We start from the raw sequence: 15011 nt of genomic DNA, 5'->3' as shown, positions 1-15011 counted from the left end.
AAGAGCCCCTATGCATATTACGTTACGTCAACTGGAAGTGTTTACCGAAGTGCTGAAAAGCGGTTCAACGACTCAGGCATCGGTGGTGCTGTCGTTGTCACAATCGGCCGTCAGCGCCGCATTGGCCGATCTTGAAAGCCAATTAGGGGTACAGCTGTTTGACCGCGTCGGTAAACGACTGGTGGTCAATGAACATGGACGTCTGTTGTATCCCAAGGCGCTGGCCTTGCTGGAGCAATCGGTAGAAATCGAGCAGTTATTCCGGCGTGATAACGGTGCGCTGCGTATTTATGCCAGCAGCACTATTGGTAATTACCTGATGCCAGAGATGATTGCCCGCTACCGTCAGGATTTCCCGTCTATTCCACTGGAACTGTATGTGGGCAATACGCAGGATGTGGTGAATGCCGTTTCCGAATTTCGGGTTGATTTGGGGCTGATTGAAGGCCCGTGCCACCATCCCGATCTGATTACTCAGCCGTGGCGGGAAGATGAACTGGTGGTGTTTTGCGCGCCGGGTAATCCGCTGATTGACCATGATTTTACGTTGCCAATGCTGGCGGATGCGCCCTGGATTTTGCGTGAACATGGCTCCGGTACGCGTGAAGTATTGGATCATCTGTTGCTGGCACGTTTACCGCATTTCCGGCTGGTGATGGAACTGGGCAACTCGGAGGCGATTAAGCACGCGGTGCGGCATGGCATCGGTATCAGTTGTCTGTCACGGCACGTCATTGCCGAACAGCTCGCCACCGGCGTATTGGTGGAGTTGCCGGTTCCTTTGCCGCAACTGAGCCGTACGCTGTATCTGGTACATCATCGTCAGAAACATTTATCCGGCGTACTGCAATGTTTTCTGGGGTATTGCCAGAGTGATGGACTCATCTAAACAGGCCGGCAACATCAGTGCAACGCGTGTGGTCTCCTCTCAGAGGAATTTCTTATGATTCAGTGTGAGTTATGAAGGTCTCTTATAATCCGCGCTGTACGCTATTCAGCAGGTAGCGGATTGCCTACAATCCGCCCTCAAATTTTCAAGGGCATGGATTGTAATGGTTCAACACAACACTGACCTCGCCGAACAGCGGGGAACCACACTGCGCCGTGAGTTGAAAGCGCGGCATTTGACAATGATCGCCATTGGCGGTTCGATCGGCACCGGGTTGTTTGTCGCCTCTGGCGCGACGGTGTCGCAGGCAGGGCCAGGCGGCGCACTGCTGTCGTATGCGCTGATTGGCCTGATGGTCTATTTTCTGATGACCAGCCTCGGTGAGCTGGCGGCATTCATGCCGGTATCCGGCTCGTTTTCCACTTATGGTGCGCGCTACGTGGAGGAAGGGTTTGGCTTCGCGTTGGGCTGGAACTACTGGTACAACTGGGCGGTGACTATTGCGGTTGATCTGGTGGCGGCGCAACTGGTAATGGGATACTGGTTCCCATCCGTACCCGGCTGGGTATGGAGTGCGCTGTTTCTGTCGCTGATGTTTTTGCTGAACTACATTTCGGTTAAAGGGTTTGGCGAAGCGGAGTACTGGTTTTCGTTGATTAAGGTGACCACCGTAATTCTGTTTATTGCCGTTGGGGTGCTGATGATTATCGGTATTCTGCGCGGCGGCGAACATGCGGGCTGGCATAACTGGCAGATTGGCGATGCCCCGTTCGCTGGTGGTTTCTCCGCTATGATCGGTGTGGCGATGATTGTCGGCTTCTCGTTTCAGGGCACCGAACTGATTGGTGTGGCGGCAGGGGAATCAAAAGACCCGCAGACCAACATTCCACGTGCGGTGCGTCAGGTATTTTGGCGTATTTTGCTGTTTTATATCTTTGCCATTCTTATCATCAGTCTGTTAGTCCCTTATACCGACCCGAACCTGCTGCGTAATGATGTGAAAGACATCAGCGTTAGTCCGTTCACGCTGGTGTTCGAAAACGCCGGTTTGTTGTCGGCGGCAGCGGTGATGAATGCGGTCATCCTGACTGCTGTGCTGTCAGCAGGGAATTCCGGTATGTACGCGTCCACCCGTATGTTGTTTACGCTGGCACAGGAAGGCAAGGCACCAGCTTGTTTTGGCACCTTGTCTAAAGGTGGGGTGCCGCGTAACGCATTGTATGCCACCACGGTAGTAGCGGGTCTGTGCTTTCTGTCATCAATGTTCGGCAACCAGACGGTGTATATGTGGCTGCTGAATACTTCCGGAATGACCGGGTTTATCGCCTGGTTGGGGATCGCTATCAGCCACTACCGTTTCCGCCGTGGTTACGTCATACAGGGGCATGACCTGAACGCCTTGCCGTACCGTTCCGGTTTCTTCCCGCTGGGACCGATCTTTGCTTTTGTGCTGTGTCTGATTATTACGCTGGGTCAGAACTATCAGGCGTTTTTGGCGGATAAGATTGACTGGTATGCGGTGACGGCAACTTACGTTGGCATTCCGCTGTTTCTGGCTATCTGGCTGGGCTACCGGCTGGTGAAAGGCTCGCGCATGGTAAAATACAGCGAGATGACTTTCCCGGAACATCACCAGTAACCGTTTCGTAAACAAAAAAGCCAGTCGGGTTTACCGGCTGGCTTTTTTTATGGGGTGTTTTTATCAGCACGTATTAAGTATCAGTGCGTATTAAGCCAAAGAGAGGCAATTCAAATACGTGAGTGCACCAGTCGTACGTTGCGGTAGATGGTGAGCAGCATGGTGAGCAGCGCTGCCAGTACCAGCGGTGCGCCGACATAACCGATTTTATCCATCCCTAAATGCAAGCTAACCTGATTGCCCAGTAGTGCGCCGCCGCCGATGCCGAGATTGAACAATCCGGAGAAAATCGACATTGCAACATCGCTGGCATCGGGCGCCAGCGACAACACTTTGGCCTGCATCGCCAGCCCAATCGCCATCATCGCCAGCCCCCACACCAGACACAGCAGTGTCAGGCCGAACGGATAGCTGGACAGCGGCATCAACAGTATCAGACAGCTCAGCAACAGCAACATGGCGGTGACCAGAAACGCGAGGGGGAAGCGCTCGCTGTAGCGGCTGTAAACCATGCTGCCCACAATACCGGCACAACCGAACAACAGCAGAATCAGGGTAGTGAAATTTTCTGGCAGTCTGGCCACCGTCTGGATAAAGGGTTCAATATAGCTGTAGGCGGTGAAATGCGCTGTCACCACTATCACGGTCAGCAGGTAGATGCCGACCAGCGCCGGACGACGGAACAATTTCGGCACGCTGGACAGTGACCCAGCGTGTTCGCTTGGCAACAAGGGCAACAGGCGCGCCAGCAGGATCATGGCCAGTGTGGCGCCGGCAGCGATGGTCATGAAGGTCACGCGCCAGCCAAGGTACTGACCAATGATCCGCCCCAGCGGCAACCCCAGCACCATGGCCAGTGATGATCCGGTGGCGATTAATCCCAGTGCCTGCGCACGTTTGCCGGGCGGTGCCATACGAATCGCCAGCGAGGCGGTAATCGACCAGAATACCGAGTGTGCCAGTGCTACTCCGGCACGGGAAATGACCAGTACGGTAAAGTTCCAGGCGGCGGCAGAGAGTATATGGCTGATGACAAACAGGCTGAACAACCCAATCAGCAACTTTCGGCGCTCAATCCCATTGGTCAGCAACATGCAGATAAGCGAAGCTACTGCTACTATCCAGGCATAAATCGTAATCATCAGGCCAACATCTTCGGTTTTCATCGCAAAGCTGTTGGCAATGTCGCTCAGCAGTCCTACCGGAATAAACTCCGTGGTATTGAAAATAAACGCGGCTACAGCCAGCGTAACCACGCGTAACCAGGCGGTGGAACGTGAGGGGGAAGCGGATTTCATGATCAGATTCCAGTCGGGTATAACCAATTTTGAACAACTTATTGTAGTCAATAGATAATGACAATGCGATGTAGATCACACTTGTGAGCGAGATTTTTTATATCCGAAGTTTTTATCGTCGATGCTTTCATGTCGTAGCGGACAGGAAGCCGATGGAAGCACCCGCCGGTAGATACCGACGGGTTTTAGGAAGGTTAGCGTTTTTGAAAGTAAGTCATAGCCAGCGCCAGCGCCAGCACCAAGCCTTTGATGATATCCATGGCGTAGTAAGGCACGGACAGCATCACCAACCCGTTTTGCAGCACGCCGAGAATGACCGCGCCGACCAATGTTCCCAGCGCGTTGGGCTTGCCTGAACCAGCCAGTGAAAAGCCAATATAGGCGGCAGCCACCGCGTCCATCAGGTATCCGCTGCCGGCATTGACCTGCGAAGAGCCGATGCGGGATGCCAGCAGGATGCCGCCCAGCGCAGCCAGCAGCGCCGAAAGCAAATAGGCCAGCACGCGGTAACGTGCGGTACGGATACCGGCCAGTCTTGCCGCTTCCTGATTGCCGCCAATCGCGTACATGCGCCGACCGTGCTTGGTGAGCGACATATAAAGCTGCACCAGTACCGTGACCACCAGCATGATCACCACAATCACCGGCACCTGTCCCAGCGAGGCGAACATATCGGGAATCACGCCTTCCGCTATGTCGCCGTTCGGCAGCAACATGTTCTGTGTGATGGAGCCGCCATAGCTGTAGGTCATGGCGACGCCCTGAATCACAAACAGGCTGGCCAGTGTTGCCAGCATGTCAGGAATACGCAGTACCACGATCAGAAAGGCGTTAAATAGCCCGACCAGCAGGCTCAGCGCCAGCGTCACAACAATAGCGCTGGTGGTGCCCAGGCCGTGCCAGACGAACAGTGAAATCACCAGTGCGTTAGCCAGCGAGGCGGTTGAGCCTACCGACAGGTCGAACCCGCCTACCGACAGCGAGATGGAAACCGCTATGGCGATCACCGTGACAATAGCGATGGAACGCAGAATGTTGATGATGTTGTTCGGTTCCAGAAAGTTGTCCGACGCTATACCGAACAAGGCGATTAGCGCGACAACGGTAATCAGCATTCCCCACTTATAAAACAGGTCAAACAGGCGATGATGAAAGGGGATCGCCCCGTGAGGGGCGCTGTTGGATGCAATTGGCTGACTCACGCGGGAGTTCCTCCGGTTGAATAAAGTAACAACGTCTCTTCGTCGGCATCGGCACCATTCAGCTCGGCGACGATGCGTCCGTCCCACAGTACGCAGATGCGGTCGCACAGTCCCACTAGTTCGGAGAACTCGCCGGAGGCGTAAATCACGCCTTTACCCTGACGCGCCAGTGAATCAATCAAGGCGAATAGATCTTGTCTGGCTTTAATGTCCACACCTTTGGTGGGTTCATCCAAAATCAATACTTGCGTGTCGCTACGCAGCCATTTGCCGATTGCCACTTTTTGCTGATTGCCGCCAGACAGTCGCCGTAGCTGCTGCTGCGGCCCACTAGTGCGGATAGTCAGGCGCCGTATCAGGGAGTGCGCCCAGGCCAGCGCTTGACCATGTCCGAAAACGCCGTAACGAGAAAAGCTGTCGCTATCGCTGATGCTGAGATTCATGGTGACGGATTCGTCAATAAAGATGCCTTCTTTACGCCGTTCTTCCGGTACTAGCGCGATGCCCTGTTGTACCGCATCGGCTGGCGAAGTCGGTCGCCATGGCCGCCCCTGATAGCGCCCGGAATCAACCCGGCTGCGGGTCGCGCCAAATAGCGCTTTGCACAGCTCGGTCTTGCCCGCGCCGGCAAGACCGGCGATGCCAAGAATTTCGCCTTTATGTAGCCGCAGCGAAATATTGTGCAGCAACGTATCGTCGTGCAGGCCTTCTACCTGCAACAGCATACTGTCATCGTGTTGGGGACGACGCGGCGGAAAAATATCATCCAGCCGGTGACCCAGCATCCGCTCAACAATTTCTCCGCCGCTTAGTCCTTGCATGGGGCCGCTGCTGACGAATTGGCCATCGCGCAGTACGGTCAGCGTATCGCAGATGGCTTTCAGTTCGTGGATGCGGTGCGAAATGAAGACGATGCCGATACCGTCCTGTTGCAGGCGACGAACCACCGCAAATAACCGGGCACTTTCCTCCTGGTCAAGCGGGGCGGTGGGTTCGTCAAGAATCAGGAACCGGCAGCGGTGAGAAAGCGCACGCGCCAGCAGAATTTGCTGTTTTTCCGCCAGCGTGCACTGCGCCAGTCGTTGGCGAACATTGATGCTGACGCCCAACTGTGCCAGCAGCGCCTGGGCCTGTTGATAGAGCGCAGGCCAGTTGAGGATATGGCCGCTTTCCGCTAACTGATCCAGCATGATGTTTTCCGCGACCGACAGCGTAGGCACCAGCGCAGCATCCACTTCTTGCTGCACCAGGTGAATACCATGGCGTTTGGCATCGCGGGGCGAATGAATTGCGACTTTTTCACCATCGAGCAGGATATATCCACTGTAATGATCATAAGAACCAGAAAGAATTGCCATCAGTGTGGATTTTCCCGCACCGTTGGCTCCGGTCAATGCATGGATGGAACCGCCTTCCAGCGTGAAATTCACCTGCCTGAGGGCCGGGAAGCCGGCAAAAGAGATGGAAATGTAGCGCATTTCCAGACGCGAACGCAGGTTTATGGACATAATTGACGACAATGTGTTCTTAACAGCGACAATGACAAGAAGTCGATGTTGAAAAATAGCATATTAATCACAGAATGGAATGCCTGAACGGGTTTCCGAATGCACTGGAAACGAAATGAAAAAGCATAACTTAAGCAAAAACGTTATTAAGACTGGAGTCAGTTATCGCTAACTATGTTTTTTAATATGATTTTTCCATACCGGGTTCTAAACCAATCATTATCCTTCAGACAGGAATGTATCCGTAATGAGTTCAACTGATATCCGGGTCCAGGTGGGACCGGCCAATTATTTTTCTTTCACCGGGGCAATTGAAAAACTGAGCGAGTTTTATCCAGACGAGGTGCTGACGCGTGCGTTCTGGATTCATGGTGAACGTGCTCTGACGGCGGCGCGCCCTTATTTGCCAGATGCCTTTGCCGCACCGGCGGCCCGGTCGGCCAGCTTTTCTGCCCACTGTAGTGAAACTGAAATTGCACGACTGGCGGCAGTGGCCGGAGATGATCGTACCGTGGTGATTGGCGTGGGTGGGGGGGCGGTATTGGATACCGCGAAAGTGGTGGCACGTCGTCTTGGTCTGCCACTGGTGGCGATACCGACCATTGCTGCGACCTGTGCTGCCTGGACGCCGCTTTCTGTCTGGTACAACGATGCCGGGCAGGCGTTGCGGTTCGAGATTTTCCATGACGCGAACCATCTGGTGTTGGTGGAACCGCGCATTCTGCTGGCTGCCCCGGTAGAGTACCTGTTGGCGGGCATTGGCGATACGCTGGCAAAATGGTACGAAGCCATGGTGTTAAGCCCGCAGCCGGAGAGATTGCCACTGACCGTGCGGCTGGGTTTGCAAACGGCGCAGGATAGTCGTGACGTGCTATTGCGTCAAAGTGAATCTGCACTGAAGGCGGCGCACACCGGCACGCTGAATCGGGATTTTCTGGATGTCGTCGACGCGATTATTGCCGGCGGCGGCATGGTGGGTGGGTTGGGCGAGCGCTATACCCGTGTTGCTGCGGCACATGCGGTACACAACGGTTTGACGGTGTTGCCACAAACAGCACATTTTCTACATGGCACCAAAGTGGCATACGGCATTCTGGTGCAATGTGCGCTGTTGGGGCAAACCGAGATGCTGAGTCAGTTGAAAGCGGCGTTTCGGGTGTTCGGGTTGCCGGTGTCGCTAGCGGAACTGGATGTGAATATTGCCGATGAAGCCGCATTGCAGGCGGTAATCGCTCGTACCTTGCAGCCGGGGGAATCTATCCATTATTTACCCGGTACGTTGGACGAAGAATCGCTGCTGGCGGCGTTTCGGTTAGTAGAGCTGGCGAGCGAGTAAGAAAATAATGGGGCGTTGTTAAACCGCCCCGTTATTTATACGTTGGGTAGTGTGACTGCGTAGGGCGGTGTTACTGCAACTTGTCATAGGGAAAGGAATTCCTGATGTAACGTGCGTAATAACGCGCCTTGGCGTTGGACTCCATCAGCTCTTCATAAATCATCCGCGCCACGTTTTTGTACTGATACAGGCTGCCGTTCAGTAATTCTATTTCTAGTATGCTGTTTTCCGAATCATAACCGACAGAAAACAGCTCAGTGGAAGATACACGTTTGCGTTGCAAAACAAATTGCTCCCTGTTCATGGTGGCTATGTAACGATTATGTTACGCGACGGGTGTTTTTTGGTCAATATCGATCCCAAAGGTCGAAAAAATCGTTAGTAAAACAACGAAAAAACGAAAAAAACCTCACCATTTTTCTGTCTAACCTGCACATCGGCAGATGATATTACGGTTACAGAAATCTATCTTTCGGCTAGTCGTGGTCCAGCAGGAGAGATTCCCATTTTGGTGATGATTTCACTGTTAACATCGCACGCCACAATCCGGGATAGCTCGTTTTGAACCATCCCGTCGTGCAGTTTTATCACATTATTAAACAACTTCGCTTAGTTTTCATGCAAGTGCTTTGAATGAAAACGCAGATGATCTTCAATAAAACTGGCGATGAAGTAATAGCTGTGGTCGTATCCCGGCTGAATACGTAGCGTCAGTGGCCATTCCCGGACACGTGCGGCAGTTTTTAGCTGGTCTGGCTGAAGCTGGATATGCAGAAAGTTGTCGCCGTCGCCCTGATCGATCAGTGTCGGCAGCGGTGCGTTACTGTGAGTGAGCAGGTGGCAACTGTCATACTGCAACCATTGTTGTTGGTCATCCCCTAGATAGGCACTGAACGCCTTCTGCCCCCAGGGCACCTGCGTCGGGTTGACGATAGGCGCGAAGGCAGACACCGAGCGAAACCGGCCTGGGTGGCGTAGTGCCAGCATCAGCGCGCCGTGTCCGCCCATTGAATGCCCACTGATGCAAAGGCGATCACTGGCGCTGACGTGTTGGCGCACCAGTGCGGGCAATTCGTCGCTGATATAGTCGAACATGCGAAAGTGACGGTCCCAGGGCGATTGGGTAGCGTTGACATAAAAGCCTGCGCCTTTGCCCAGATCGTACTGCGCATCATCCGGAATTTCATCGCCGCGCGGACTGGTATCCGGCATCACCAGTGCCAGCCCCAGTTCCGCCGCTACCCGCTGCGCGCCGGATTTAAGGGTAAAGTTCTCATCATTGCAGGTCAGGCCCGACAACCAGTACAACACCGGCGCAGGCTCCTCCCCGTTGAGGGGAGGATAAAACACGCTGAACGTCATGTCGCAATTCAGTGCGGTGGAGGCATGGCGATAGCGTCGTTGCCAGCCGCCGAACAATCTGTGTTCTTCCAGTAATTCCAATGACGTCGTCATGGTGTGCAGATTCCTGTCATCAATTGAAATGAACCACGGAACGAATTGATTTGCCTTCGTGCATCAGATCAAATGCCTGATTGATCTGCTCAAGCGGCATGGTGTGAGTGATGAAGTCGCTGAGCTGGAATTCACCGTCCAGATAACGCTGCACGATCCCTGGCAGTTGGCTGCGGCCTTTAACGCCGCCAAAGGCAGAACCACGCCATACGCGCCCTGTTACCAGTTGGAACGGACGGGTGGCGATCTCTTCGCCTGCGCCTGCCACGCCGATAATGACCGACTCGCCCCAGCCTTTGTGACAACACTCCAGCGCGGAACGCATCACATTGACATTACCGATACATTCAAAAGAGAAATCCACGCCGCCATCGGTCATGTCAACGATCACTTCCTGAATCGGCTTAGCATAATCTTTCGGATTAATGAGATCGGTAGCGCCAAGTTTCCGGGCCAGCTCAAACTTGCTGGTATTGATATCGATGCCGATGATGCGACCTGCGCCAGCCATTTTCGCGCCGATAATCGCGGACAGGCCAATACCGCCCAGACCAAACACCGCCACGGTGTCGCCTGCTTTCACCTTGGCGGTATTGGTCACTGCCCCCATGCCGGTAGTGACGCCGCAACCCAGCAGACACACTTCTTCCAGCGGGGCATCTTTGCTGATTTTCGCCAGAGAGATTTCCGCCACAACAGTGCGCTCTGCAAACGTAGACGTACCCATATAGTGGAAAATCGGTTTACCGTCTTTAAAGAAGCGATGGGTACCATCCGGCATCAGACCCTTGCCCTGGGTAGCGCGGATAGCCTGACACAGGTTGGTTTTACCCGAACGGCAGAATTTGCACTCTCCGCACTCCGGGGTATACAGCGGAATGACGTGATCGCCGACAGCAACGCTGGTTACGCCTTCTCCCACGGCTTCTACGATGCCGGCGCCTTCATGGCCGAGGATGACCGGGAAAACGCCTTCCGGATCTTTGCCGGATAAGGTGTAGGCATCGGTATGGCAGACACCACTGGCGAGGATGTGCACCAGAACTTCGCCTTTTTGCGGCGGCATCAGGTCTACTTCTTCAATCGACAACGGTTGATTGGGACCCCAGGCGACAGCGGCACGGGTTTTGATCATTTGCATGGTGAAACTCCTTATTTAGAGTAGTGCTAGTTCAGATGAGTGCAACCGCGGGAATACCCCAGAGGCAGCCAGAGAGAATGCGGCATTGACGTTGAATGCCGGCACGACATGCGATCAGGCGCCGAGTTCAATCATCAGTTTCTTCAGCGCCTCGACGTTTGGGCCAAACGCGTCCCGCCGCCAGATAAGCCAGGTCGTCACCGATGCAATATCAGTTGGGAGTTGATGGGGCTGGACCTGCTGTGCGGCTGGCAACGTCTTCAGTACGCTGTTCGGGACCATCGCCACGCCGTTGCCGCCTGCCACGCCTGCCAGCAGAGCGCTATACGATGGCATGTCGACTATAGCGACAGGTGTGATACCTTGCCCGCGAAACCAGCTCTCCAGTCGCTGACGGTAGCCGCAGCCGGCGGCAAAAGTCAGCAGCGGCAGATGTCGCACCTGTGCCGCCTGGGAAACCGGTGGCAGGCCTGCCGCGGTAATTAGCGCCAACTGTTGTGAAAAAACCTGACAGCTATTGATGGCGTCATGCGTCACCGGGCCGGTAACCAGCGCCGTTGCCAGTTCGCCGGCGTTAACCGCGTCCAGCAGCGCGCCGCAGGTGTCGCTGCGCAGTGATAATTGAACCTTCGGATAGCGGCGGTGGTACAGGGCCAGCAGTTCAGGCAATTCTGTGATCAGCAGGCTTTCTACCGCACCTAGCGCGAACAGACCGGCAGGTTCACTGGTCTGCGCCATTGCCAGCGCTTCATCGCTCAACGCCAGAATCCGTTGGGCATAACACAAAAAATTATGGCCTGCCGGTGAAAGGCGAACCCGTTGGCGCTCACGGATAAATAGATCGGTGCCTAGTTCCTGCTCCAACTGGCGTAACCGGGTAGTCAGGTTGGAGGGGACATGGCCAAGCTGGGCGGCGGCGCGTACCAGTGAGCCGGTTTCCGCCACCAGACAGAACATACGCAGTTGGGTCAGATCCATGTATTCTCTTTTTGTGAATAACTTTACTTAATTTGTTTATTTATATTGAGTGTAACGGTTGTGTCTGACACTGGCAATCGGGTTGTTTGTCAGTTCGTTGGTGTCTGGCAACTCCAGCCCACTTAACCTGAATAAATTCTCAGAGATTTATTTATTTTCAATAACGTAATTGATTGTCATATTTATGTCACTCAGTGGGTTTGGGGTATCAACGCTGAGTGTGTATCGCCGTTTTTTTATTTTTTGTGACATTTTAATTAGCTACATTTTAATAGTATGGCTTTTTTTTATTGCTGAGTAGCGATAAAGTTGGGATTCGGGTTTTGGCATGGAGCCTATACTCTTTTTGTATGACATATGTACGGATGACATTGACAGTCATAACTGACTGATCATTTACCCGTAATACCCTTAATTGCTTCAGGTTACAGGTGTGGTGGCTGTGTTGCTTGGCCCGGTCACTTACCTGTTATAAGTGCCTGGAGTTCCTCTCTGTCGCAATTTACCTGTGTACGAATTATTTAGGGTTAACACCTTATTCACTTCGGCGCCATCGCGTTTTTCGCGCTGTGGATGAATCATTATTCCAATCAAATTAGCTTATCTGGACATCATGATACGAATTTTAAACAATATCACCATCAGAGCCATGCTTTTAATCATACTCACCGGATTTACCTTAATCTGGGGAGGTAGTGCGATTACCACCATTGTGTCTTTAAATAAGGTGGAGTCATTATTGAATACCAATCAAATTGAGAAAAAAAATTACACTATTTTAGCCAATGGCCGTGAAGCTTTTACCCAGTCAATTGCGCTGATTAATCGCAGTACGCTATTTAAACAACGGGGAGATACCGATCAGGTTCAGGTACTGCTGCAAAAAGTGCAGAACAATCTCGATATAACCCGTGCATTGTTGGCAACCTTCCGTGCCTCCAGTCATGAAGGTATTAACGCTACGCAGGCAGGGCAAATTGCTGACTCCTGGGATAAAGCCATTTCCCAGGCATTAGTTCCAATGTTGAATGCCAGCCGCGCTGGTCGTTTTGACGAATACCAGCATTATTATCTGGATATTTATCCCGCATTGGCGCAGGCGTTTGGCAACAATGTGGCCCAGTATGGTGAGACGATACAGATTGATGACTCATTAACGAAAGCCAACCATCTGGCCTCGATCAGCCGAGATGTGCTGAGTGCTGCGTTGATTTTTGGGATAGTGATGTTATTGCTGTGCGATCGTTATCTGGTCAACTATCTGGTTAAACCGGTAGGGGATATCAAACGTCATCTGAGCGCCTTAACGGAAGGGCGCCTTGGTGTGAATTTGCAGGAGTTTGGCCGTAACTGTGTCGGGCAACTGATTCCTTACATTCGCCAAATGCAAAGCAATTTGCGCGATACCGTGAGTGTTATTCGTGATAACTCGGCGGCGTTGCATGTTGGTGCCAGCGAGATTAAAAGCGGCAATGATGATCTGGCCAGCCGCACTGAGGAGCAGGCCGCGGCGCTACAACAGACGGCTGCCAGTATGGAGCAACTGAGTGCTACTGTTATCCATAATGCGGATAACCTGAAACAAGCCAGCCAGTTGGCGCAGGATGCTACCAAGCGGGCTGTTGCCGGTGGTGAAGTTGGGAAGGCACTGGAAGAGATGATGGCTGGAATTTCCAACAGCTCTCGCCAGATCAACGACATTATTACTTTGATTAATGGTATTGCGTTCCAGACCAATATCCTGGCGTTGAATGCGGCGGTGGAGGCGGCGCGAGCAGGTGAAGCCGGTCGCGGTTTTGCCGTCGTAGCAGGCGAAGTACGTAATCTGGCCCAACGCAGCGCTCAGGCCGCCAAAGATATCAGCGCGTTGATCAGTGATTCTGTTCAGCGCGTGGCAGCAGGCTCTGTACAATTGACGCAAGCCAGTTCGGCAATGGGCGACATCATTAATGGCATCATGGGAGTGGATGAGTTGCTCCGTGATATTGCTTCGGCATCGGAAGAACAAAAGCGCGGCATTATGCAGGTAGGGCAGGCAGTAACGGAAATGGACAGCGTGACACAGCAGAATGCATCACTGGTAGAGGAAGCGGCATCGGCGGCGGCATCGTTGGAACTCCAGGCTCAGCAGTTGGCGGATGCTGTCACCGTATTCAATCTGTCGGAAGATGAGAACCGCTACTATTCCACCAGCGGTATACCGCCTGTGTCACGATTGGCATTAGTTTCGCCGTCATTGCGCTGAGCGGCTTCTTACTCATGGTCAGAGGTTTATCGTGAACACGATGGCTGTTTCTCTGACCACATCATCGTAATACCCACCACCTGTATTTTATACAGGTGGTTTTTTCTGGCTGGTACTGGCTAACTCACTATTTTTGTTATTTATTATTTCTGTGCTTTTTACTGTTGCTTGTGTCAAAACGTGTTGTACCAATTACGTCTATTGTGAGAGGTTCTTAACCTGCAATTGAACGGAAATACCAATAGCAACAATCAGCATGGTCTATGAAATGAAAATTACCAATGATATGAAGGAGAAAGCACAACGTTCTGTTGAAGATAGTGATTCTCAATGCTGGTAATTAATAAAATTAAGGCTCGCTTAATTTTTGCAATGTAATCTTTAAATTGAAAATTGTCAGGAGTTCGAATTTTTTCGAACAATAAAATGGACAAATTGCACTGGGTTTTTACTCGCTTAATTGGACATATTTTATACCAAAAAGATAGATGAGGTTGCTAATTTCAACGCCGTCTTTACCGGTTTGACCAGGGATTATTTTGTCACGATGCTAATATAAATAAGCAGTGCTGAACAATACTTTTAATTGCATTCGGTAATCGCTAACGCAGGTGACCATAACCCCATACGTGCTCATCACGCAAAAATAATTCGGAGCCTGCTGTGACCTTCTTGAGAAATATTACTGTCAGAAGAATGATGTTAATTATCCTTGCGCTATTTACCATGGTATGGGGTATTGCTTCCTCGTTTACTTTGTATTCGCTGGGTAATGTCAGTGGCTTATTAAGTGATAATCAGGTTCAGAAAAAAAGTTATTCCATTCTGGTCCGTGGTAATGATCAATATTCCCGTGCAGTAACACGCATGTCGCGTATACCTGAATTTATACAGCAGGGTGACATGGACAATGCGCAAAAAACGCTCGGCTCTGCGGCAGAAGCGCTTAAAAATGCCAAAGAAGCATTGGCACAATTCAGTCAGAGCCGCCAGGTCGGTGTCAACGATGAGCTGATTCGGCAACTGATTTCATCATGGGAACAGATTCTCGGTAATGCGGTAGAACCGATGATGGCAGCGCTAAAAGAAGGGAGAATGGATGCGTTTAAGCAACTTTTCCTGAAACAATATCCGTCGATGAGTGTGGAGTTCGGCGAATTGACGGAAAAATATGCTGCGGCTATCCAGTCCGACAATACCATTGTGAATGTAGAATATTACATCACCTTGAGTAGAAATATCTTGCTGGCTGCATTGTTGATTGGGATTGCCATACTGTTCTTGAGTGATCGCTATATGGTCGCTTATCTGGTGACGCCG

General features: G+C 52.1%; 12 protein-coding genes. 5 read left to right on the top strand and 7 right to left on the bottom strand.

All coding sequences use genetic code 11. The features are described 5' to 3' along the window. Positions 1-10 precede the first annotated feature (10 nt). Both yieE and Dpoa2040_RS08580 read left to right on the top strand, forming a co-directional pair. Positions 11-889, top strand: a complete 879-nt coding sequence (gene yieE, locus Dpoa2040_RS08585) for a DNA-binding transcriptional regulator YeiE (RefSeq protein ID WP_042870136.1) — start codon at positions 11-13, stop codon at positions 887-889. Between the two features lie 163 nt (positions 890-1052). Further along, positions 1053-2528 carry an amino acid permease gene (locus Dpoa2040_RS08580; protein ID WP_042870139.1) on the top strand — a complete coding sequence of 492 codons (1476 nt, stop codon included), beginning with the start codon at positions 1053-1055 and terminating at the stop codon, positions 2526-2528. 110 nt (positions 2529-2638) lie between these two features. Here the strand turns inward: Dpoa2040_RS08580 and Dpoa2040_RS08575 are convergent, their stop codons facing one another. The 3 genes from Dpoa2040_RS08575 to Dpoa2040_RS08565 all read right to left on the bottom strand — a co-directional run bounded on the left by Dpoa2040_RS08575 (position 2639) and on the right by Dpoa2040_RS08565 (position 6536). Continuing rightward, positions 2639-3826, bottom strand: coding sequence for a sugar transporter (locus tag Dpoa2040_RS08575; RefSeq protein ID WP_168640988.1), 1188 nt, complete (start codon positions 3824-3826; stop codon positions 2639-2641). Between the two features lie 194 nt (positions 3827-4020). Continuing rightward, the gene (locus tag Dpoa2040_RS08570; RefSeq protein ID WP_168640987.1) at positions 4021-5028 is read right to left on the bottom strand and encodes an ABC transporter permease; all 1008 of its coding nucleotides are present in this window, start codon (positions 5026-5028) and stop codon (positions 4021-4023) included. Next, on the bottom strand, positions 5025-6536 hold the full coding sequence (locus Dpoa2040_RS08565) for a sugar ABC transporter ATP-binding protein (protein ID WP_168640986.1): 1512 nt from the start codon (positions 6534-6536) through the stop codon (positions 5025-5027). The genes Dpoa2040_RS08570 and Dpoa2040_RS08565 overlap by 4 nt, the downstream gene beginning before the upstream one ends. A 247-nt stretch (positions 6537-6783) precedes the next feature. Between Dpoa2040_RS08565 and Dpoa2040_RS08560 the strand changes: the two genes are divergently transcribed. Continuing rightward, the gene (locus Dpoa2040_RS08560; RefSeq protein WP_168640985.1) at positions 6784-7872 is read left to right on the top strand and encodes an oxidoreductase; all 1089 of its coding nucleotides are present in this window, start codon (positions 6784-6786) and stop codon (positions 7870-7872) included. Between the two features lie 70 nt (positions 7873-7942). Here the strand turns inward: Dpoa2040_RS08560 and Dpoa2040_RS08555 are convergent, their stop codons facing one another. From Dpoa2040_RS08555 to Dpoa2040_RS08540, 4 genes are all read right to left on the bottom strand, one after another. Then, complete coding sequence (locus Dpoa2040_RS08555; protein WP_042873877.1) at positions 7943-8155, bottom strand: KTSC domain-containing protein; 213 nt, start codon at positions 8153-8155, stop codon at positions 7943-7945. Positions 8156-8481: 326 nt separating this feature from the next. Further along, positions 8482-9327 carry an S-formylglutathione hydrolase gene (fghA, locus tag Dpoa2040_RS08550; protein ID WP_168640984.1) on the bottom strand — a complete coding sequence of 282 codons (846 nt, stop codon included), beginning with the start codon at positions 9325-9327 and terminating at the stop codon, positions 8482-8484. 19 nt (positions 9328-9346) lie between these two features. Continuing rightward, positions 9347-10468, bottom strand: a complete 1122-nt coding sequence (locus tag Dpoa2040_RS08545; protein ID WP_168640983.1) for an S-(hydroxymethyl)glutathione dehydrogenase/class III alcohol dehydrogenase — start codon at positions 10466-10468, stop codon at positions 9347-9349. A 114-nt stretch (positions 10469-10582) separates the two neighbouring features. Continuing rightward, positions 10583-11446: a LysR family transcriptional regulator gene (locus Dpoa2040_RS08540; protein ID WP_168640982.1), complete on the bottom strand. Its 864-nt coding sequence runs from the start codon at positions 11444-11446 to the stop codon at positions 10583-10585. A gap of 616 nt (positions 11447-12062) precedes the next feature. On the opposite strand from Dpoa2040_RS08540, the gene Dpoa2040_RS08535 reads away from it, so the two are divergent. Both Dpoa2040_RS08535 and Dpoa2040_RS08530 read left to right on the top strand, forming a co-directional pair. Then, on the top strand, positions 12063-13691 hold the full coding sequence (locus Dpoa2040_RS08535; protein ID WP_168641005.1) for a methyl-accepting chemotaxis protein: 1629 nt from the start codon (positions 12063-12065) through the stop codon (positions 13689-13691). A 663-nt stretch (positions 13692-14354) separates the two neighbouring features. Further along, a partial coding sequence (locus Dpoa2040_RS08530) for a Tar ligand binding domain-containing protein (RefSeq protein WP_371810602.1) occupies positions 14355-15011 on the top strand: 657 nt, incomplete at its 3' end.

The sequence above is a fragment of the Dickeya sp. CFBP 2040 genome (assembly GCF_012273755.1).
Taxonomy (GTDB): Bacteria; Pseudomonadota; Gammaproteobacteria; order Enterobacterales; family Enterobacteriaceae; genus Dickeya; species Dickeya poaceiphila.
This window is presented reverse-complemented; position numbering and strand designations above follow the sequence as displayed.

Excerpts from the sequence above, each read along its gene's own strand:
- Dpoa2040_RS08540 (WP_168640982.1), bottom strand. The coding sequence starts at position 11,446 with ATGGATCTGACCCAACTGCGTATGTTCTGTCTGGTGGCGGAAACCGGC.
- Dpoa2040_RS08545 (WP_168640983.1), bottom strand. The coding sequence starts at position 10,468 with ATGCAAATGATCAAAACCCGTGCCGCTGTCGCCTGGGGTCCCAATCAA.
- fghA (WP_168640984.1), bottom strand. The coding sequence starts at position 9,327 with ATGACGACGTCATTGGAATTACTGGAAGAACACAGATTGTTCGGCGGC.
- Dpoa2040_RS08575 (WP_168640988.1), bottom strand. The coding sequence starts at position 3,826 with ATGAAATCCGCTTCCCCCTCACGTTCCACCGCCTGGTTACGCGTGGTT.
- Dpoa2040_RS08565 (WP_168640986.1), bottom strand. The coding sequence starts at position 6,536 with ATGTCCATAAACCTGCGTTCGCGTCTGGAAATGCGCTACATTTCCATC.
- Dpoa2040_RS08560 (WP_168640985.1), top strand. The coding sequence starts at position 6,784 with ATGAGTTCAACTGATATCCGGGTCCAGGTGGGACCGGCCAATTATTTT.
- Dpoa2040_RS08580 (WP_042870139.1), top strand. The coding sequence starts at position 1,053 with ATGGTTCAACACAACACTGACCTCGCCGAACAGCGGGGAACCACACTG.
- yieE (WP_042870136.1), top strand. The coding sequence starts at position 11 with ATGCATATTACGTTACGTCAACTGGAAGTGTTTACCGAAGTGCTGAAA.